At 44.1% G+C, this 20,219-nt stretch carries 11 protein-coding genes; 2 read left to right on the top strand and 9 right to left on the bottom strand.

The annotated features are described in order from the left end of the window. Positions 1-16: 16 nt before the first annotated feature. From ACDJ58_RS01305 to ACDJ58_RS01295, 3 genes are read right to left on the bottom strand one after another with little or no spacing between them, the layout of a single operon-like run. The gene (locus ACDJ58_RS01305) at positions 17-4,210 is read right to left on the bottom strand and encodes an OmpL47-type beta-barrel domain-containing protein (protein ID WP_413374860.1); all 4,194 of its coding nucleotides are present in this window, start codon (positions 4,208-4,210) and stop codon (positions 17-19) included. Between the two features lie 19 nt (positions 4,211-4,229). Then, positions 4,230-5,039 carry an imm11 family protein gene (locus ACDJ58_RS01300; protein ID WP_413374858.1) on the bottom strand — a complete coding sequence of 270 codons (810 nt, stop codon included), beginning with the start codon at positions 5,037-5,039 and terminating at the stop codon, positions 4,230-4,232. A gap of 51 nt (positions 5,040-5,090) precedes the next feature. After that, the gene (locus ACDJ58_RS01295) at positions 5,091-10,724 is read right to left on the bottom strand and encodes a S8 family serine peptidase (protein WP_413374856.1); all 5,634 of its coding nucleotides are present in this window, start codon (positions 10,722-10,724) and stop codon (positions 5,091-5,093) included. Positions 10,725-11,048: 324 nt separating this feature from the next. On the opposite strand from ACDJ58_RS01295, the gene ACDJ58_RS01290 reads away from it, so the two are divergent. After that, a complete protein-coding gene (locus ACDJ58_RS01290; protein WP_413374854.1) occupies positions 11,049-11,969 on the top strand; it encodes a hypothetical protein in 921 nt (306 codons plus the stop codon). A 147-nt stretch (positions 11,970-12,116) separates the two neighbouring features. On the opposite strand, the gene ACDJ58_RS01285 is transcribed toward ACDJ58_RS01290, so the two are convergent. From ACDJ58_RS01285 to ACDJ58_RS01260, 6 genes are all read right to left on the bottom strand, one after another. Beyond that, positions 12,117-12,356 carry a YezD family protein gene (locus ACDJ58_RS01285; protein WP_062322628.1) on the bottom strand — a complete coding sequence of 80 codons (240 nt, stop codon included), beginning with the start codon at positions 12,354-12,356 and terminating at the stop codon, positions 12,117-12,119. Positions 12,357-12,581: 225 nt separating this feature from the next. After that, complete coding sequence (cysW, locus tag ACDJ58_RS01280; RefSeq protein WP_064642596.1) at positions 12,582-13,457, bottom strand: sulfate ABC transporter permease subunit CysW; 876 nt, start codon at positions 13,455-13,457, stop codon at positions 12,582-12,584. Positions 13,458-13,497: 40 nt separating this feature from the next. Continuing rightward, on the bottom strand, positions 13,498-14,334 hold the full coding sequence (gene cysT, locus ACDJ58_RS01275; protein ID WP_063566191.1) for a sulfate ABC transporter permease subunit CysT: 837 nt from the start codon (positions 14,332-14,334) through the stop codon (positions 13,498-13,500). A gap of 82 nt (positions 14,335-14,416) precedes the next feature. Next, positions 14,417-15,496, bottom strand: coding sequence for a sulfate ABC transporter substrate-binding protein (locus ACDJ58_RS01270; RefSeq protein ID WP_413374852.1), 1,080 nt, complete (start codon positions 15,494-15,496; stop codon positions 14,417-14,419). A 478-nt stretch (positions 15,497-15,974) separates the two neighbouring features. Next, on the bottom strand, positions 15,975-17,849 hold the full coding sequence (locus ACDJ58_RS01265; protein WP_413374850.1) for a rhamnogalacturonan lyase: 1,875 nt from the start codon (positions 17,847-17,849) through the stop codon (positions 15,975-15,977). A 248-nt stretch (positions 17,850-18,097) separates the two neighbouring features. Further along, positions 18,098-19,153, bottom strand: a complete 1,056-nt coding sequence (locus ACDJ58_RS01260; RefSeq protein ID WP_413374848.1) for a lactonase family protein — start codon at positions 19,151-19,153, stop codon at positions 18,098-18,100. 325 nt (positions 19,154-19,478) lie between these two features. On the opposite strand from ACDJ58_RS01260, the gene ACDJ58_RS01255 reads away from it, so the two are divergent. Continuing rightward, entirely contained in the window at positions 19,479-20,162 is a 684-nt protein-coding gene (locus ACDJ58_RS01255) for an S-layer homology domain-containing protein (RefSeq protein ID WP_413374846.1), read from the top strand. Positions 20,163-20,219: the final 57 nt, after the last annotated feature.

The following is a 20,219-nucleotide window of genomic DNA, read 5'->3' as shown; positions in this document are numbered from 1 at the left end:
CTTGACTTAAAATTTATTATGGTGTCACCGGGGCACTAGCTGCTGAAATATTCCCCGCCTCATCGACTGCTTTGATTATAATATTGACCAGTCCTTCAGCTAATTCTTGTATTTGAACATTAGTATAAGATTGAGTCTTTAATATTAACTCTTCGTTCAAGTAAATCCAATACTCCTTAACACCTACATCGTCTGTTGACGGTGTCCAATCCAATACGAGTTTCCCACCATTGCGAATTACCCTCACGTCAGAAGGAGCAGTAGGAGCTATAAAATCGGTTAGAATTACTTTAGTAAGCAATTCCTGTTCCACAGATGTTTTATTCATTGATTCAGTTTTTGGTGCTGCCGCTGCCTTTGAGGCAACTGCTGCCTTAGCCGTAGACATTCCCGTAACATTAACTGGAACATATGAATTAGTAGTTAATCCATTACCCAACTGTCCATCTCGATTCAGTCCCCAAGCCAGCAAATTATTGTTTGAGAGAGCCATACCATGAGTTATTCCAGCAGCTATACTCTGTACAGAAGTTATGGAAGCAATCTTATCTGGTGAATTGGTTGCATAGTATCCACCCGTACCTAATTCTCCAGCACTATTTTGTCCCCAGCTATACACTGCATTGGAGGTTCTGGCTAAGCTATAGAAGTTACCTGATGCAATCTGACTAATACCAGATAAACTGTTTATTCTAACTGGAGTTAGCCGATCTGTATTGGTTCCGTCACCTAACTGACCATTATAATTGTATCCCCATGCCCAGACAGTACCGTCCTGCTTTAATGCAAGTCCATGGTAGAAGCCTAAGGAGATACTTTCCACTCCTGTTAGTCCTGCAATTCTCGTTGGAACATTCTTTTGAACTTTTGTCCCATCTCCGAGTTGGCCGAAACCATTAGCTCCCCATGCCCAGACTGTACCATCCGATTTAATCGCAAAACTGAAGAAAGCACCTGCACTAATTGATTTAACGCCTGATAATGTCGGAATTTTAGTCGGAGCATATTGACTATTATTATGTCCTAGTCCCAAATCACCATAGTAGTTACTTCCCCATGCCCAAACAGTTCCATCTTTTTTCAACGCCAAAGCATGACTTGTTCCAGCACTAATAGCTATAACAGAGTCTATACCTTCTATTTTCATAGGAACATTTTGCATGATCGCATTTGTGTTGGCCAACTGTCCTGATTGGTTACTTCCCCATGCCCAGACCGTACCATCACTTTTAAGTGCCAAATTGTATTCCGGTCCAGATGTAATTGAAGTAATAGAAGTAAGGGTCGGGATTTGAATCGGTGTTTTAGCAAGATAAGCGTCCTTAGTGCCTAACTGCCCCATTTGATTATATCCCCATGCCCACACAGATCCATCACTTTTAAGTGCGAGTGAGTGACTTTGTCCTCCCGACATCTGTCTAGTGAAAGACTGTTCCGTAGTCACAGTTACACTATTACTCGAATTAGAAATATTTCCTTGATAATCTTTAGCCTTAACGGTAAAGGTATATGTCTGACCAGAGGCTAAACCAGTCGCAGTATAATTAATAATCGATTCCAAAGATTTACCATCTACTGGCAATGTACTAAACAAAGTTGAACCTGAATATACCAGATACTCTTTTACTGCGTGATTGTCTTCTGATTCATCCCAGTACAACACTGCTGTAGAAGAAGTCTTACCTGTGATTCTAAGTTGTTCTGGTGCAGTCGGAGCAACCTTATCCACGGGATAACTGATTCCATTCACTAGTACACGTGTAGGTTGTGCGGTAGTTGCCCCATTCCCTAATTGTCCATACATATTAAATCCCCATGCCCATAAAGAACCATTCTTCTTGAGAGCGAAGCTGTACATTTCACCAGCCTCAATATCCGTAGCCCCTTTTAAGTGTGCTGCTTTTACAGGAGTTGGTCGCTTCTGAATAGTTGTTCCATCTCCGACCTCTCCATAGTAGTTATTACCCCATGTCCAAACTTCCCCATTATTCGTTAAGGCCATGCTATGTGAGTAACCTGCAGTGATTTTAATGACGTTATTCAGATTCGGTATCTGAGTAGGGGTTGGGTGATCAATATAATCTCCCAGACCTAATTGACCTGATTCATTCATTCCCCAGCTCCAGACAGTTCCATCATTTCTGAGAGCAAGTCCATGTAGGTATGTCATATCAATTTGAACAATATTTGATAGGCCCGCTATTTGAATTGGAGAATAGTGAATAGTACTGGTTGAAGTCTTATACCCAATCGCCCGACTTCCATCTCCCCAGATCCAAACTGTTCCGTCCTCTTTCAACGCCATACTGTTATAGTAGCTTCCATTGATCGCAACAACATCAGTTAGACCTACAACTTGGACTGGTTCAAGGCTATTATAAGGTATCTTACCACCCACTCCGAGTTGACCTAAGCCGTTATCTCCCCATGTCCACACAGTACCATCTTCCTTAAGTGCCATGTAATGTTGAAGACCTGCAGAAATGGAAACTATTTTCTCCAGCCCGGGAACTCTCGTAAGCGGAAGACGTTGATTGGTATAGTCATTAGCCCCCCAAGTCCACACAGTTCCATCTGGACGGAGTCCAATATTCTGTTTTAAACCAGTAGAGATCATAGAAAAACCGTCCAGATTCGTTATTCTGGTAGCACTTGTACGGTTGGCTGTAGTAGCTTCACCCAACTGATAGTTACTGTTGAGCCCCCAGCCCCAGACTTGACCTTGCTGATTCCAAGCAAAGGTATGGTCTCTATAAGCCGAGACAGCCAAATTATTAGTAAAGAAAATAAGAGGCCTGCTGTTTTCTGAATAATTCTCAGCTCTATCTATCGCTACGATTGAGATAGACTGCATTTCATTAAGTGTGAGATTGGTAATCGTGAACTTGGTATCTGTAGTCTCACCCAGAAGTGTATCGCCATTGTAAATTTCATATCCATATATACCAGACAATTCATCCTTAGCAGGAGACCAACGTATTACAGCAGTTGATCCCAATTGGCTAACTTTAAACAAATTCTCAGGTGGAGAAGGCGGAGTAAGATCAATCTTCACTTCTGCTTCCACTGTTGCACTTACATTACCTGCTCTATCTAAAGTTCGAGCATAAACTTTGGTGATCCCCTCTTGCTGTACAGGGAATGAATTAATGTATTCCTTCCACTCCAAACTGGAGCCTAATCTGTATTCGTACCCCTTTACCTTACTATCTTCGTCTGTACCTTCATCAATTTCCACATAGATTTCGTGACCTCTCCACTCTTCATATTCTAGATAAATTTTAGGTGCGGTAGGAGGCATTTTGTCGAATTGCAAAGTAAATTCCTCTACTTCACTAATATTACCGGCATTATCAAGAGTACGAACATAGACCGTTCTAAACTTTTCACCGCTTACATTAAACGGAACTGTATAGTCAGTCCAAGTCGCCCCCTGATCCAATCTGTACTGAGATTTCATAACTCCACTTTGTTCATCTGAACCATTATAGATGTTGACCAAATATGTAGAATTACTCCACTCTTCAGGTTCATAACTAAAATTAGGAGGGGTCGGCGCAGTTGTATCAATACTGATTTTACTTTTTTTAGTTTTCTCTAAATTACCGTCAAGATCGCGTGAACGATAATATATAGCACTCTGCTCCTCATTGGCCGTAATTGGAGTTGTATATCTCGCCCAAGTCAGCCCACCATCCAAGCTGTATTCAGTATAATCAACTGATGATTGAGTATCTGTACCTTGAAGACTTATCATAACAGGGCTTAGGTAGTATGAGTTCTGTCCTTGCGTTCCTGTAACTTGAATCGTAGTTTCAGGAGGGTTTGTATCTTTTTTAATTGTAAATCTCAATTCTTTGGGCGTCTCCACTCGGCTATTGTTACTAACCGATTGATAGATGATGTTATATACTTTCTTATCCGAAAAAAGAATTGGTTGAGTATAGGTAGACCATGTATCTCCATCATTTAAGCTGAATCTAGTTATAGATACGCCTGAACCAGTATCCTGAGCAATCAATTCCAATTCAACGGCACCATAGTAGATACCATTACTGCTTTTATTCCCTTTAATATTATGTGTAGTAATGGGGGCCCCCGGTATATCCGCTGCATATGAAATGCCTACTCCCCCAAAAAGGGGGGAGAGCAAGGATATAATCATGACCAATGCTATTGTAGCAGCAATATTATGTCTCAAGCCTCTCATGTTCATCCTCCAAAACAATTTAAATTTCTGATTTCTTAATCTTATGCCATGACTTTAACAGTAACACTGGTGGAATATAAGCTGGAATCATCCATTGATACGATAAATCTTTCAGCAACTCACCTTGCAAGAATTGTCCATGCTGATTCAATTGCATCTTCCACGGACCGCTAGCCATTGCTTCTCCCTGATCTACAAGTTCACGGGCAGCGTCATAGGTATACTCTTGGCCTTTGTTTCGTTCGATCTCTTCGAGCGCAGCATCATATAGTCGCTGCTGCTCTTCTTCCTTCTCTTGGGTAAATTCAGAGTCATAAACTACGGAGAAGTTTAAGCCCTTGAATTTATGTTCATCGACAACTTTTTTAAACAAATCCGTAACGAAAACCTTTACAGTAGCAGTTTCTTTTATTTTGAACATATACGTATCATCAGGTATTTTGGAGAAATCAAACACCAATTTATTAAAATCTGCCCACTCTCCGTCACTAAATGTTCTTACATCAGAACGAGTCCAATCCACACAATCAAGGACATTTGTAACATTAACAACATACAACTCTAATTCATCATGAATTAAAGGTAAAAATTCTGCCTCTCTGGAGATAAAGGCTTCAAATACTTCTTTTACAGTCTCTTTCATGATTGTTATTCCTATTAATAACCTAGGAAAATCATTATATTTCTTTTTGTACAAAGTTTTAACTTTTGTGGGGGTCCAAATTCCACCTTTAGTATCTCCATTAAAATCAGAAACCAGTTCATGTTCCCAATCAATAGTAGTAAGATCCATACTGCTATCGTTATTTCTTAATTCGTATACCTTCAAAGAATCACATCCTCTTCATTTGAATCATATTTTATAAACTCATCCTTTAACTTATGGTGCATAAGATTCCCCGTTTTTACCTAGGTTCCCTATTCTTAATCTTCTGGACATAAGTTCTCCACGTATCCATTCAAGTTGTTCTTCCACTTTCTTCTTGTTATTTTTTACTGGTTGAATTCTTTCGAGTACAAATTCATAATAGCTAGTTGCATGTCCTCCGTTGTGTGTCGCCATTGATGTTCCATCAATAACTGTAGTTGCTTTTCCTTTGTCTTTAGGCAAGTACACTCCATTGGCAGAAGAGTTAAGATCTATGTCTAAATCTTCGAATATCTTTTGCAACTTTACACAGGGAGCCTTTGTGCAACCTACCGGCACTATATGATGCGCATCCCATCCGTCCGGTCTCTTCATACCAGTGGATTTCTCAATCTCCTTAGCCAGCTTATCACCATTGCTACTTCCCTTTTCTCCAGTAGTTTTGGTCTTTAGGTTTATATAATTGCTGATATCACATTCCTTTTGAAGATTGTGTGTTAGAATTCCTGCTTCAGAAACATAGTAGGTGTGGAAGTCACTAACTGTAAAATTATAAACTTTTACAGACTCATAATTAATTTCAATAGAACTAATTTTTTCCAAGGAACCATCTTGGAGTTCAACATGATCACCGACAGCTAACTCATCAACTGGTACCCAACCCCGATTTTTTATCCAGAACGGGTGATCTCCTGTTGATCTAAGACTTGTTTTACCAATCTGCAGTGTGAAAATTTCCTCTGCCGTTGTATTAAACAACTGCTCTACAGGCTTGTAAGACTGTATGCCTTTATCAGTATCCTTAGCTAGAACAAGATCTCCTATTTTAATTTTCTCAATAGGAATTTCACCATTCTTAGTCTTGATTAAGGTCCCTTCTGGCATACAACCACAAGTATTGTTGTATACCCTCTTAACAGTCTTGAATCCTGTTAATCCATTCCCTGCAATTGGAATCATTGATCCTGCAGACCATAAAGCTTCAGCAACGTTACCTTCTATTAGGTAGATTACTCCATCAATACCGTCAAACGGTTCACCTAATATAGGGATCATACCTATATTTTGTATTGTACAGTGTACTAGTTTTGATCCTTTTAAATCTTGACATGTCGCGAGCTTCTCTGCCCCAGCCCAGAACTTTTGTATTCCAGTTTTCCCATATATATCCGAGAACCATGCATCATACTGAGTTTCGTAAGCTTTAGTGTTGGGAATGTATACATACCTAGAAAAGTAATCTCTACATTCCAAACATTTGGTCTCTCCTGCTTTAATAAGCTTATTACTATTTTTATACTTCTTTGGCGGAACCGGTATCCAGTTTAATTTAAGTTTACTATCATTATTGACGTATACTCTCACCACTTGTATATCTTTCTTACTCCTGTCTCTTTCATTATAACTAGAGATGGTGACAATGTATGTTGCACTTTTCGCCCAGTAAGTATCCTTGCCTGAGATAACAGCATGTCTGGAGAACTCTGCTTTATCTTTATTGAAAGTGCTTACCTGTCCTTTCCATACAACTGCAACATCCTGACCCTTTTTGAAATTACCTTCTACAAAATCATTATATACAAGCTGGTTCTTACCAATAGTTCGAACCTCAAAATACAATTTCTGAGTTGGATTTTTCACACGATAATTTATGGTTGCTGAGCTGTTGGATCCTGGGGTTGCATCTAAATAAAGGTCATCTTTAGCGCTTGCTTTAGCCATACGCATTGCTACTACTTCTTCACCGTCGACCCAGTTCAGATATTCAACTTTATTAATATCAACAGCCAGATCGTATAGATACGGGTTAAATGTATTTTTGAATTGTCCAGACTTTACCTTAAGGTAATACGTCCCTGGATAAAGTTCAACGACCTGCGTAGACTCTGAGTCAGACACACTTACAGTAAATCCACTATCATCCTCCAAAATCCCTTCGCCTTCAGACAATGCAATACTAAGCTCCTCAGGAGTACTCAACTCAAATTTGTAATAATCTACATCATAAAGCGAAGAAATTGACAAGGAATTTCCTGCTCGGTCCTGATTAACACTCTCTCCAAATGGAATGAGTTGCGCAGTCTCCCTTGTACTATGTGCCATACTCTCTACAGTCAGTTGTGCACGTAAACCTTGTGCAGAACCATAACTGCCTACAGCCATATAATACGTGGTACCGGCATTCAAAGTGACTTCTAACTTGGAGAATAAATCTCCATAAGGTCTATATCCTTTCACGTCATCGTTTGAATCCAAAAGTCGTTCCATTTCCGGATCACTATACAAGGCAATATCAGTATCATTCACTTCATTACTACCAGGGTAGTATGATGTGAAAAAACGATATTTACCCGTTGTGGACGGCGTAAACTGAAGGTATGCTTGCTCGCCACTTGGTTTAGATAGACTTACTGCTTCACCTAGTTTCAAAGAATCAAAACCTGTCTGACCTGCAGCAGTAATCTGAAGTCTGGCTAATACCTTTCTTTTATTCGCTTCATTTACACGAACATAATACGGTGTTCCCGCGCTTAGATTAACAATAACTTCTGAATAGACGGATTCTCCTTTATCATCATTGTATCCGTTGGTAATCGGCGTCAGCATATCTGCATCAGAGAACACATTTAATTCTGTATCATTAATTTTGGAACTGGCACTGCCATTATATCTGCTTGTAGCAATTCTAAATTTACCGTTACTCGCAGGGATAAATACATACACATTGCTATTACCTGCTTGTTCATTAATATCCTGAGGTTGGTTTAGATAGATATAAGGGATACTTGAACTAACAACATCAGCTGTTATTCTTGCCCGTAACGGTGTCGTATCAAAACCATTTACTTTCACATAATAGGTCTGTCCACCAACTAGACTGATAGTAATCTCTGAAAACACCGAATCATTGGCATCATCATTGGAAGCCATTTGCTTCGTAAGCTGAAGGCTTGAATAAATAGATAACTCAGTATCGACATCAGGACCTGATCCTTGATAAGCACTCGTACGGATACGATATACCCCTGTAGTAGCTGGTGTAAAACTATATACCTGATCTCTGCCCGCAGGCTGATCTATATCTTCCGGCTTTGCTACGAATAGTTCAGGAATAGTTGTTGATGACTGAATTGAAGCAAATGAGCTTTTGCCTCCAGCATATACTGCTGCCACTTCAAGTTTATATGCTTTTAAGGGCTCAAGACTGCTGAAAGTATATGAAGATGTTTTGACCGTTCCTACTTCTTTTCCATCCAGTCTTACTACATATGATGTGGCATCTGGCATTGTGTTCCAAGAGAGTTTAATACTTGTTGCATAAGGCACTGCCTCAAGCCCTGTCGGCGCTTTGAATGCCTGTGCTGTTATATTGCTTAGCGTAAGTGTGTATGGTGATGTACTGAACTGACCACTGAAACCAGTAATTTTAATGTAATATGATTTGGTAGCCGTTACTTCAAAATCAATATGTTCAGTGATGCCAGTTCCATTAGAAGATTCACCCACCTGAATTCCCGACTCATTATAGATATCCATTTCATAGTCTACAGAAGAAGGTATATCTAATGTTATTGAGATTTGTCCGTCCTTATCAGCTGTCAATTTGTAATAGTCAATATCACTACTTGAAGAAATATATGAAATATAGCTATTTCCTGGATTAACACTTTTTGCTGTAAGGATTGTATTGTTGGGTTCATACGTATCTTGCCCTGATCCTTGTTGTGCAACATTAATAATAAATGTGTCATCGAATTTGCCTGAAGTTACACCTGGATAGCGATACTTGATATAGTAAGTTCCAGTTGGAGTTGAAGCAGACGTACGCCAGGTGTAAGGAATGTCTACATTTAAGCTTGGATTGGATATCGTTTGTGAAGCAATAATGTTATTTGGATTAGACGCAGCAGAAACCTCAATAATAATTTTGCTATGAGGGTTATTCCCATTCTGATCACCCTCTAGCTTAAGCGAAACGGTAACCGTATCCCCGGGCTCAATTGTCGCGCCGTTATTTTTCAAATCATATGAAGCTGTTGTAATCTCGCCTTCCGGTTCAACTGGGATCACCGTATTCAGTCCAGATAAGTTTTCTTCTGAGAGGGGTGCAATTGAACCTTCAATGACATTGGCCGCTTTAGCCACATTGACAAGCCCACGACCTGTTTCATGAGTATCTTCCAAAGGTGTAACTGTTTCATAAATTCTTTGAACTACTTCCTCACCAGTCCAAGAAGGATTATGACTCCATAATAAAGATGCTGCACCAGTCACATGTGCAGCGGCATTGGAGGTCCCCGAAGAAACTCCGTATGCACCGTCCATCGTGGTACTGATAATGCCAAAGCCGGGAGCAACCAAATCCAATTCACTACCCGTGCTAGAAAAATCAGCTCTGTGATAAGAATAATCAACAGCACCGACAGCAACAACTTCAGGATATTTAGCAGGATATTTAATTGTATCTTCTCCTAAACCGCTGTTACCTGCTGCAGCCACAATAATGATTCCGGCTTCCTTTGCTCTCACTATTTCCTCATGCAGAGCTTCGCTATATTGGGACGATACAAAACTCATGTTAATAATATTAATGTTGTTAGTGATCGCCCACTCTATACCCTGGATGACTGAACTCGTATAACCATTACCTGTACCATCAATCACTTTAACTGCATAAAGTTCTGTGGACGGAGAGATACCCACTACTCCAATCCCATTGTCAATAGCTGCGATCGTACCTGCTATATGTGTACCGTGTCCTTTGTCATCTGTATAGCTGGTCGATGATTCATCAAAACTTATCCCGCCAGCAATATTAAGATCTAGATGATCTACAACTCCTGTATCAAATACCGCTACCTTAACAACACGATCACCAGTACCCTTTTTGGACTGAAGCATGTACGCACCTGTTGAATGAATTCCCCAAGGGATGGTTTGCGCACTCTCTTTTACTGATTTATCTTCTACTTCTGTTACATTGTCAGCTGCAATCTCAATTGGTTTGTCCTCTTCTATTGACTCTATTTTAGGATCAGACAAAAGAAGATTAACTTCTTCAGTATTCAGCTCCATAGATAAAGAGTTTACACTTTCCAAACTTTTCACATTATATAGATCAAGTTTGTACTCGATGTCACTAATCGAGCTAGTCGGATCTTCTGACATTAAGCCTTGAATTTTCATGCTCTTCTGGTCTGCCGACCCTTTATAAACACTTTCAGTTACTGAAGGAAGCTGAACCGAGAATTCCTTTTTAAGCCGAACCAAAAATTTGGAACGAGGCTTATTATTATGTACATCTCCAATAACGCTAATATTGTTTAAAACATCGCTTACATCATTTTTTGGAGAATCTACTTGAACTGGTTCTTCAGGCAGTGGGACAGTTTCTTCAACAACTTCCTCTGCCTCCTTTTCTGGTGTTTCCACCTCATTGGTTATATCACTATCCACTTGGTCAATCGGTACAGAACCCACTTCGGGGTCAGTTGATGTTTTGTCTTGCGAGTTCTGCTTAGTTACTGGAATTGAAGCGTTTCCCTTGCCACCTTCCGAAGCAGCGAAACCTATTGCAACTTCAAAATTTCCAATCAGAATTGAAAGTGTTAAAAATAACAAAAATACTCGTTTTAGACTTCTCAAACAATATTCCTCCTAATTCGACTTTTCTACCACATTTATACAACTATCTAGCAACCCTATTAATAATAGTTATTGTAAGCAATTTAAGCAATCGCATATTTTGTCGAATTTTGTAATTAATCATCGGAAAAAGAAAATAAATAATGACAAATTAAAGTAGTTTGCGTGAATACTCAATATAACACTAATAAACTGTTAAAATTTAGATTTTCCTCTCCCTACTGTTCCTGCTTGAATTCACGCAATTCCTGTGTAATAGTGAGAGAAAGCTTATGTGAACCGTGTTTCATGCTACACTACAGTTTTTGCAAAGGAGGAACCATTGTGCTTCAACGCTGGATGCTTGCTCTATTCTCATATCCGGGCTTCGTGGCGGTACTACTCGGAATGATCGCTGTGCTGCTTGGACTCTACGTGTGGTCAGCCACTGAGGTCAGACGAAGCCGTGACAGGCGAATGCACGCGATACGAGATACATTATACATAAGTACAACCCTATTGGGACAACTCACAGCCAATGAACAACGAAATGTTGCTATAACGGAACATGAGCACCATGAATTATTAACGGCCATGCTGTCCTGCAGAGCCGCAGTGCATCTGTCTCCACAGCTTCAGGATCAGATCCGCAGCTGTATTATCGATGTTGATCCCGCTCGACTGGCATTGATGCACAGGGCTCTGGAACGAGAGAGTGCAGCATTGTCCGATGAATTGAATCGATCCGTACATCCTGACCATTGGGGAAGAGCGATCTGGAATGTCATCCGTCCAGCTGCCGAGCCCACCGCTGTCGCGGCTGTACTGTACCTAATCGCTGATTTTGTGTTTCGTCAACAAGGTCTGTTGTATCCTTTCTGGCATTCCTGGTTCAATGCTTTGCCATGGATACGCTTCGTTTCCTTGATCATCACGGTGTTCTATGGTTATCTGCTCTGGTCCAGCCCAAGACAGGGTTCATCGGGCACAGTAACCAAAGCACTTGTTACTCTAATTGCCATGTGCTCGCTGCTTCATCTGATCGGACTTGCTGCTGCTCCCTACGCATTGGGATTGCAACTCATCCTGTTCATCTCTGGCTTCAGCCTGACAGGAACGCCTTCTCGCAGTGATCGCCCGTACGCGGGACACACCGATTCGGATAAGGAATTGAATAGCAGTACAGAAGCACATGAGGATGAGAACCTGGATATGGAGCTAAACCTCTATAAACCACGCACATCTGGAGCCATTTCCGAAAAGTGAACCTCTCTGTTAACTTGGTTTGCCTGCATCATCAGACTCAGTTCATTCAAACCCAAAAAAGAGAAGCCCGGAAAATCGCGGCTTCTCTTTTTTGGGTTTCTACTATTTTTTGCATTATGCCTAATTCGATCCTGGATTACATGATGCCTATCCCTTCGCGCTTGCATTCGATGAGCGCAGTGAACGGGGTGAGCTGCTTCGTGCAGTGCTGCCGGATTTGGAGGCGCTGCCGGAGGGTGTATTTTCAAAACGCTTGCGTTCGGTCCGCTCCATCTGCACAATCTGGCCTTCATGTACAACGATGTGTAACGAGCCAAACTCCATGTCGTTCAGTTGTCCGGCAATTCGATCCATCCATACCTCATCCACTTTTAACGGCTTAGCCATAGAGCCGCCTCCTCTTCTCGGGCTACTGCCCGCTATAGTCCTCAAGTGCGCTGTCATCCAACCCGACTTATAATTCATTCTTATCCAACCTATATACTTGGTTTATACATTAGCAGGGCTTCCAGTAGCTGTCAATCCGAATTTTCATGAAGTTTAAACAAAATCCATTTTCATCGGAACCCTCTTCATAACCAAGATGATCGGCATGGATACAGGAGTGTTACATCACTTTTCGGGAATCGTTTTATGACCCAACCAGCTCTTGAGCAGCAACGTTGCCAGAGCCAAAATCAGCAACAAGGAGGCGACGGCAAACGAAGCGGAGAATTGATATTCGTTATACAGGATCTCGACATGCAGCGGCAAGGTGTTGGTCTCCCCGCGAATATGTCCCGATACAACAGACACGGCCCCAAACTCGCCCATCGCCCGCGCATTACACAGAATAATGCCATACAACAGCCCCCACTTGATGTTGGGAAGTGTCACGTTCCAGAAGATCCGCCACCCGGAGGCGCCAAGCGTAACCGCCGCTTCTTCTTCCCTCGTGCCTTGATCCTCCATCAGCGGAATCAGTTCTCTGGCAACGAAGGGAAACGTAATGAACAATGTTGCGATGACAATGCCGGGCAGGGCAAAAATAATTTTGATATCATGCTCGGCCAGCCACGGTCCAAACCATCCATTCGAACCAAAGATGAGAACAAAGATCAACCCGCCTACGACAGGCGAGATCGAAAAAGGAAGATCGATCAGGGTGATCATGAGTCCTTTGCCCCTGAATTGGAACTTGGTAATGACCCACGCAGCCGCCACACCGAATATCGTATTGAGCGGTACGGTAATCCCGGCAACCAGCAGCGTAAGTTTCAATGCCGACATCGCGTCCGGCTCGGTAAGCGCGGCGATGTAGACACCCCAGCCTTGCTTTAAAGCCTCCATCAGCACGATCACCAGCGGCAAGATGAGCAGCCAGAGCAGCACCAGACTTGCCAATCCGATCAACAACCATTTAACCCACGGAGCTTCCGTGGTTGCACGATTTGGCCCCGGCCCGGTTCGCACACGGGAAGCAGGCGTTAATGGAACGGTACCCGCCATATTCTGTACCTCCTTTTGGTTTAGGTTGGCTCACTGCTCACTAAGCTCTACCTGCCTTGCGGCTCCAGCGTTGAAGTGAATTAATGATCAGCAATAGGACAAAAGAGACCAGCAGCAGCAGCAAGGCTACCGCCGTAGCTCCCGCATAATCGAACTGCTCCAGCTTCGCCATGATCAGCAGGGGTGCAATCTCCGTTTTCATCGGCATATTGCCTGAGATAAACACCACTGAACCATATTCGCCAATACCTCGGGCAAAGGCTAACGCAAAACCGGTCAGCAGCGGCGGGATCAGATCCGGAAGCAGAATCTTACGAAATATCCGCCATCTTCCCGCTCCCAGCGTAGCCGCAGCTTCCTCCACTTCAGTCTCCAGTTCCTGCAAAACCGGCTGCACCGTACGCACCACAAACGGAATCCCGATAAACATCAGCGCGAGAGTAATGCCCGCCTGTGAATAGGCCAGCTTGATGCCCAAAGGTTCCACAAACTGCCCAATCCAGCCATTCCCGGCATACAGCGCCGTTAAGGCAACCCCCGCCACTGCTGTCGGCAAGGCAAAAGGCAGATCAATAACGGCATCAAACAGCCTCTTTCCAGGGAACTCATACCGGACAAGTACCCAAGCCAGGAGCAGCCCGAGAACCAGATCGATCAGGGCCGCTGCACCTGCAGTCAGAAAACTCACCTGGAAAGAAGCCAGTACCCGGGGATTGGTCGCCACCTCAATCAGTGTGGACCAGGTGAGCCCCGTGGAGTTAAACAAGAGCGCTGCTAGTGGAATAAGTACAACCAGGCTCAGGTAAAGCACACTGTAACCCATCGTTAATCCGAATCCCGGCAGTGTGCGACTCCGGGCCACCATCACCTTGCTCATGCACGTTCATCCTCTCTGCCTTCAGTCGGTCGGACTGGTTGGCCGCTTACATGGTCACTCAACATCATCGACGTCAGATGCATTAGCTGCCCGGAACATAGATCTGGTCAAAGATACCGCCGTCATTAAAGTGCTTGGCCTGGGTATCGCGCCATGTACCAAATACATCGTCCAATGTGAACAGCTCAAGCTGCGGGAATTGATCCTTGAACTTTTCCTTCACGCTGTCCAGGGTTGGACGGTAATAGTTCTCGGCAGCAATGGTTTGCCCTTCTTCGCTGTACAAATATTTCAGATAGGCGTCCGCCACTTCGCGGCTGCCCTTTTTGTCTGCATTTTTATCTACAATCGCTACAGGTGGTTCAGCCAAAATACTGACAGAAGGCACCACAATATCGAATTTGTCCGGACCCAGCTCTTTAACTGACAAGAAAGCCTCATTCTCCCATGCAAGCAGTACATCACCAATACCGCGCTCTACAAACGTAGTCGTCGCTCCACGTGCTCCAGAGTCAAGGACAGGTGCATGTTTGAACAGCTCTGCAACAAATGCTTTGGCCTTCTCTTCATCATTGTTGTTATGTTTGAGCGCATATCCCCATGCCGCCAGATAGTTCCAACGTGCCCCGCCGGACGTTTTTGGATTCGGGGTAATGACTTGGGTATCTCCCTTGATGAGATCATCCCAGTCCTTGATGCCTTTTGGATTGCCTTTGCGTACCAAAAACACGATCGTTGACGTATACGGGGAGCTGTTGTGCTCGTATTTGTCCTGCCACCCCGCATTGATCAGACCTTTATCTTCAATAGCATCGATATCGTATCCCAATGCCAGAGTAACCACATCCGCGTCCAGCCCATCAATAACAGAACGACTTTGTTTACCTGAACCGCCATGAGACTGCTTAACCGTTACTTCCTGACCTTTCTCTTTCAGCCAGTACGCCGCAAACGCCTTGTTATATTGCTCATAGAGTTCACGTGTCGGATCATAGGATACATTCAGCAGCTCGATCGCTTTTGCCCCTTCTTTGCCACCTTCCGTTCCCCCCGATGTTCCTGCCGCATTCGTGCCACCGCTATCCGATCCGCATGCCGCCAGTACCCCTGTTAACACCAATGCCAGACCAACCAGAATACCCTTATGAATTCTCTTTTTCATAGATAACACTCCCCCCGAATGGATCTGCAAGATTACCTCAACAGGCTGAACAGCATGGAACGCACCGAAAAAAACAAAAAACGGAGGAACCCCCGCGCACTTCTCCCTCATAAAGTCATGCCGACCCAAAGGCCGTGTATGCTTCATCCAGAAATGATGCGCTGCGGTGTTCCTCCGTTTTTACGGTGAGAACGTTATTCTGTTCACGTTACGATCTCTCATGTGACTGTAAATGACTGCTTCCGCAAATAGAGCATAGTCATTTTTATTATTCCTACCTGTTTAGTGAGTTATATACGTATCATAAGGGCAGTACATATGACTGTCAAACGTTTTTTCCGATTTCTACCGAATATCTGTGTAATTGGCAGAAAAAGAAGAACAACAGACCAAAGTCCGTTGTTCCCTTGTCAGCGTGTATGTTTTATTCGCTGAAACATCATCCCGGGGGTTGGCATGAGTTCATGCCTTTTCCCTCTTATTTGCCAGCGTACCGGATATTCGGTACGGGAGGTGTACTCATGCCATCTCCCAAATAAAAGCCCGTGTGTGGCGGTTGGTTATAGGCTACATTTTGCCAAGCTACGCCAAGACGGTATACCGGATCATGCATCAGGGTGTAGATCCTTTTGTCCGTAACGGCTGTTGTCGTGTAGATGCGCAGCGCAGAGCTATCATTGGTCCGCCATACCACTTCTTCTCTCCAGTCTCCGAACAGGTCAGCCTGCAGATTCGGTGTGGACTTCGTTCCATTATTGGAAGAAACACCGGATGCCGTCAACAGATTAACCGTTTTGCTATTGGCGTAGTCCCATTTATCAATCCGATTGCTGTCCAGCAATTCGCGGAGCAGATCACCGTCCCACCAGATACCAAAATTCGTGGAGGAAGGCAGGGTTGTCCCAATTTTCTGTCCTTTGGCTGTATACAAACCACCATCTGCCCACACTTCGGCACCCTTATAACGTGGATCAATATCGGCTGCCATGCCGCGTCCAATATCTTTTGTCGTAGGTATGCCCCAGATCAACTGACCTGTACGCGCATCGCGGAATTCCACTCCGGCATTGGACGCTGTCTCATGCACCTGGAATACTTCCAGTCCTGCACGATCCGGGTCCAGATCACTGAGATGCATTGCATCTCCATGATGAAGTCCTGTCGTATAGAGTCCTTTGCCGTTATCATCTACCGCCATCGCGCCATAGACGATCTCATCTTTGCCATCGCCATCCACGTCCGCCACGCTCAGATTATGATTACCTTGTCCAGCATAACCGGAATTACCTGATGTATTGGAATCAAAAGTCCATTGTTTCGTCAATTGTCCATCCCGCCAGTTGTACGCTACCAGCACGGTTCGGGTGTAGTATCCACGCGCCATGACCAGACTTGGCCGCTCTCCATCCAAATACGCAATCGCAGCAAGGAATCGATCGACCCGGTTGCCATAATTGTCTCCCCAATCGGACACATTACCGCGCGCCGGTTCGTAGTTCACCGTGGAAAGTGCTTTGCCTGTCTGTCCATTGAAGATCGTAAGGAACTCCGGTCCTGACAGAACGTATCCGCTGGAATTACGATAATCCTTGCTGGCATCCCCGATGACTACTCCCGTGCCGTCCTTGGTACCATCAGCCGTTTTCATCGCCACTTCAGCCTTGCCGTCTCCGTCCAGATCGTACACCATGAACTGGGTGTAATGAGCACCCGCACGGATATTTTTACCCAGACTAATTCGCCATAGGCGCGTTCCATTCAATTTGTAGGCATCGATAAATACTTCACCCGTGTAGCCGCTTTGGGAATTATCCTTGGAGTTGGACGGGTCCCACTTAACAATCAGTTCATACTCTCCGTCCCCGTCCACATCTCCTGCACTCGCATCATTGGCACTGTACGTGTAGGCTACACCATCCGGTGTTGTGCCTCCTGCGGGTACACTGAGAGGTACAGACAAATAATTATTGCCCCACACGCTCGCTGCCGCCGAAGCAGCCTGTTCGGTTCCACTGACTACGGCTCGAACCGTATATTTGGAACTGCTTGTCCCGCTTGCATCCTGGAGGTTGGTGCTGTTTGTTATGGGCGATGCGTTTACCTTGGTTCCATCCCGATAGACATTAAACGATACATTCGACCCTTCCGTACCCAGAAGCCGCCAACTGACAAACACACCTGTGCCTGTCTTCACTGCAACTACACCTCGGTCCAGAAACTCCATCTGACGGGCACCTGCAGCATGAGTGACTGGCGTGTATCCAAGACCGAGCGAAGTAACCAGTAACGCAGAACTCAGCAGGGATACCCCTGCGGTCCGCAATGTACGCTTCCATAACGATCGTTTTCCCATAAAGCCATTGCCTCCCCAATCGAATTGGTAAGCCCGATGCCCTTAGTAGCGCCATCTCATATCAATGTAAGCGCTTTAATATATTCATCTTAAATTAAACATATAATTCCATCTATAGGTCTAACTTAGTAATTTTATGTATGGAAAAAAGGAAAAAAGCCGAAAGATGAATCTTTCGACTTGGATGCTTCTTTCTCGCACGCTCGATCGGAGTCTGAACGTAACAAAGAATGTTGTGTCATCCCACCTTATACTACCGGGGCAATACACACTGGGCGGGGTATCTCCAATTTGAATCCGTTGTGTGTCAGACGTCCATCTTCACCATTGATCTGAAAAGCAACGAGGTTGTTGCTGTCCTGATTGGCCACCAGTAGAATACCACCTGGCAGCAGGTTGAAGTTACGCGGAGTCTGACCAATAGTGGTAGTCCACTCTATAGCCTCCAGCTCACCCGATTCCTGATCAATGTGATACAGCACAATGCTGTCGTCCCCACGGTTGGAAGCATACAGGAAGCGACCACACGGGGACACACGGATATCCGCTGCTGTACCTTCACCAGAATGTCCTTCAGGCAGTGTGGTGATGTGCTGCAACGTAGTGAACTCACCTCTGCGTTGATCATACATGAATGCCGTAACGGTGTTACTCAATTCATTAATCACATAGGCCCATTTCGAGCTTGGGTGGAAGACGAGATGTCTTGGTCCGGAGCCTGGAGGCTGATTCGTCTCACGATGCGTAACCAGGCGGCCTTCTTCCTGACGATACACGATAATCTGATCCAGACCCAGATCACAGACAACGGCATACTGACCCGAAGGGTCTGGTTGAATGGAATGGGCGTGCGGCCCTTCTTGACGGTCATCATTCTGCCCTCTTCCTGTATGCTCAATCAGCGCACTCATCTCTTCAAGCGTGCCTTGATCCCCTACCAGGAATACGTTCACACTGCCACTGCTGTAGTTCGAAGTCAGCACCCACTTGCCGTCCTCCGTGACAGACACATAACAAGGCGAAGCGCCCTTCGTTAACTTGCGATCCATCAAGTGCAACTCACCCGTTGCGGCATCCCTGCGATAGACCAGCACCTCTCCCTCATCTGTCTCACTTACCACGTACAGACCATTCCCATCCGCAGATAAAGCCAGATAGGATGGATTATCCACCCCATCCATATGATTTACAATCCGCAACTCGCCTGTATCCTTGTTCAACGCACATAGAAAAATTCCCGGCTGTTCTGCTGATGCATAAGTACCTGTATAGAAAAAAGCTTCATTCGTTGCTGTCGGTTCCATCGTCTCATTCTCTCCTTATTGATTCAAATGATTAACCTTACACTCTAATTACATGCAATTATAAGAAGTTGTAACCCGAATAGTTGATTCCACTGTTATGTACTTACCCAAATCACAGACTTTTGCTTCAGTGGTTATCTTTTCTCACCATAATACAAAGTATAAGGCCTTACAATAGTCCATTCACTTTGTACATATTCCAACGGAATTTCTTGTAGAAAAACAATGGAAAATCACAGCAACCTTTTGAGGAATAGGGTCGTCTATAGGGACAAATAACTTTTATACAAAGGGATACTTCCTGGAAAAGTGAGGCGAATCTGATATGAAAAAAAATATATTGGCTACATTAACAGCCGGAGCTTTACTTACCCTTTCTCTGAGCGCTGGTCCGATTCACGCCGCTCAAGCGGAATTCACTGATATTCAAGGTATTGCGGGGGCAGACAAGATTGAATCCCTACATCAGGATGGATTAATCAAAGGCGTGAGTGATAGCTTGTTCAAACCGGAACAGGAACTAAACACGGCTCAGGGTATCCAGCTCATTGCAGATGGTCTCCATCTGAATTTGGACACGATTCGTTTTATCAAACAACCCCTGCCAAGTGACTACTTCTCCAACGTAAAAGATGGCGTATGGTACAGTGATGCTTTTATCCGTGCCCAGTTCAATGGTATTAAGATGTCCAACGATATCGATCCTTCCAAGGCGTTGACACGTGAACAGTATACCCTTTTCTTGATGCAGGGCATTGAAGCCAAAGGCGGACTGCCTATGATTAACATCAAGCCTGTAGATATCATGGATGAAAAAGAGCTTACTCCTGAATTTCAAGGTGCGGTTCAACGCTCCCTTGTCTTGAAGATTAATACGCTCGATGCAGAAGGCAACTTCAATCCGAAGGAAACCATTACCCGCGCCGAAGCTGCGGTTATGATGTATAACGCAATTGAGTATCTGGAAGATTTCAATGCACCGAAAATCCCGGAAACACCAGAGAAATAATGCCCCTCTTCAATTAAATACCAAATAGCCGCATGTTCCCTCTAGAGGGGACATGCG

Source organism: Paenibacillus taichungensis (assembly GCF_047302525.1).
Lineage (GTDB): Bacteria > Bacillota > Bacilli > Paenibacillales > Paenibacillaceae > Paenibacillus > Paenibacillus taichungensis_B.
The sequence above is the reverse complement of the archived record's forward strand: the minus strand, read 5'-3'. Positions and strand labels throughout refer to the sequence as shown.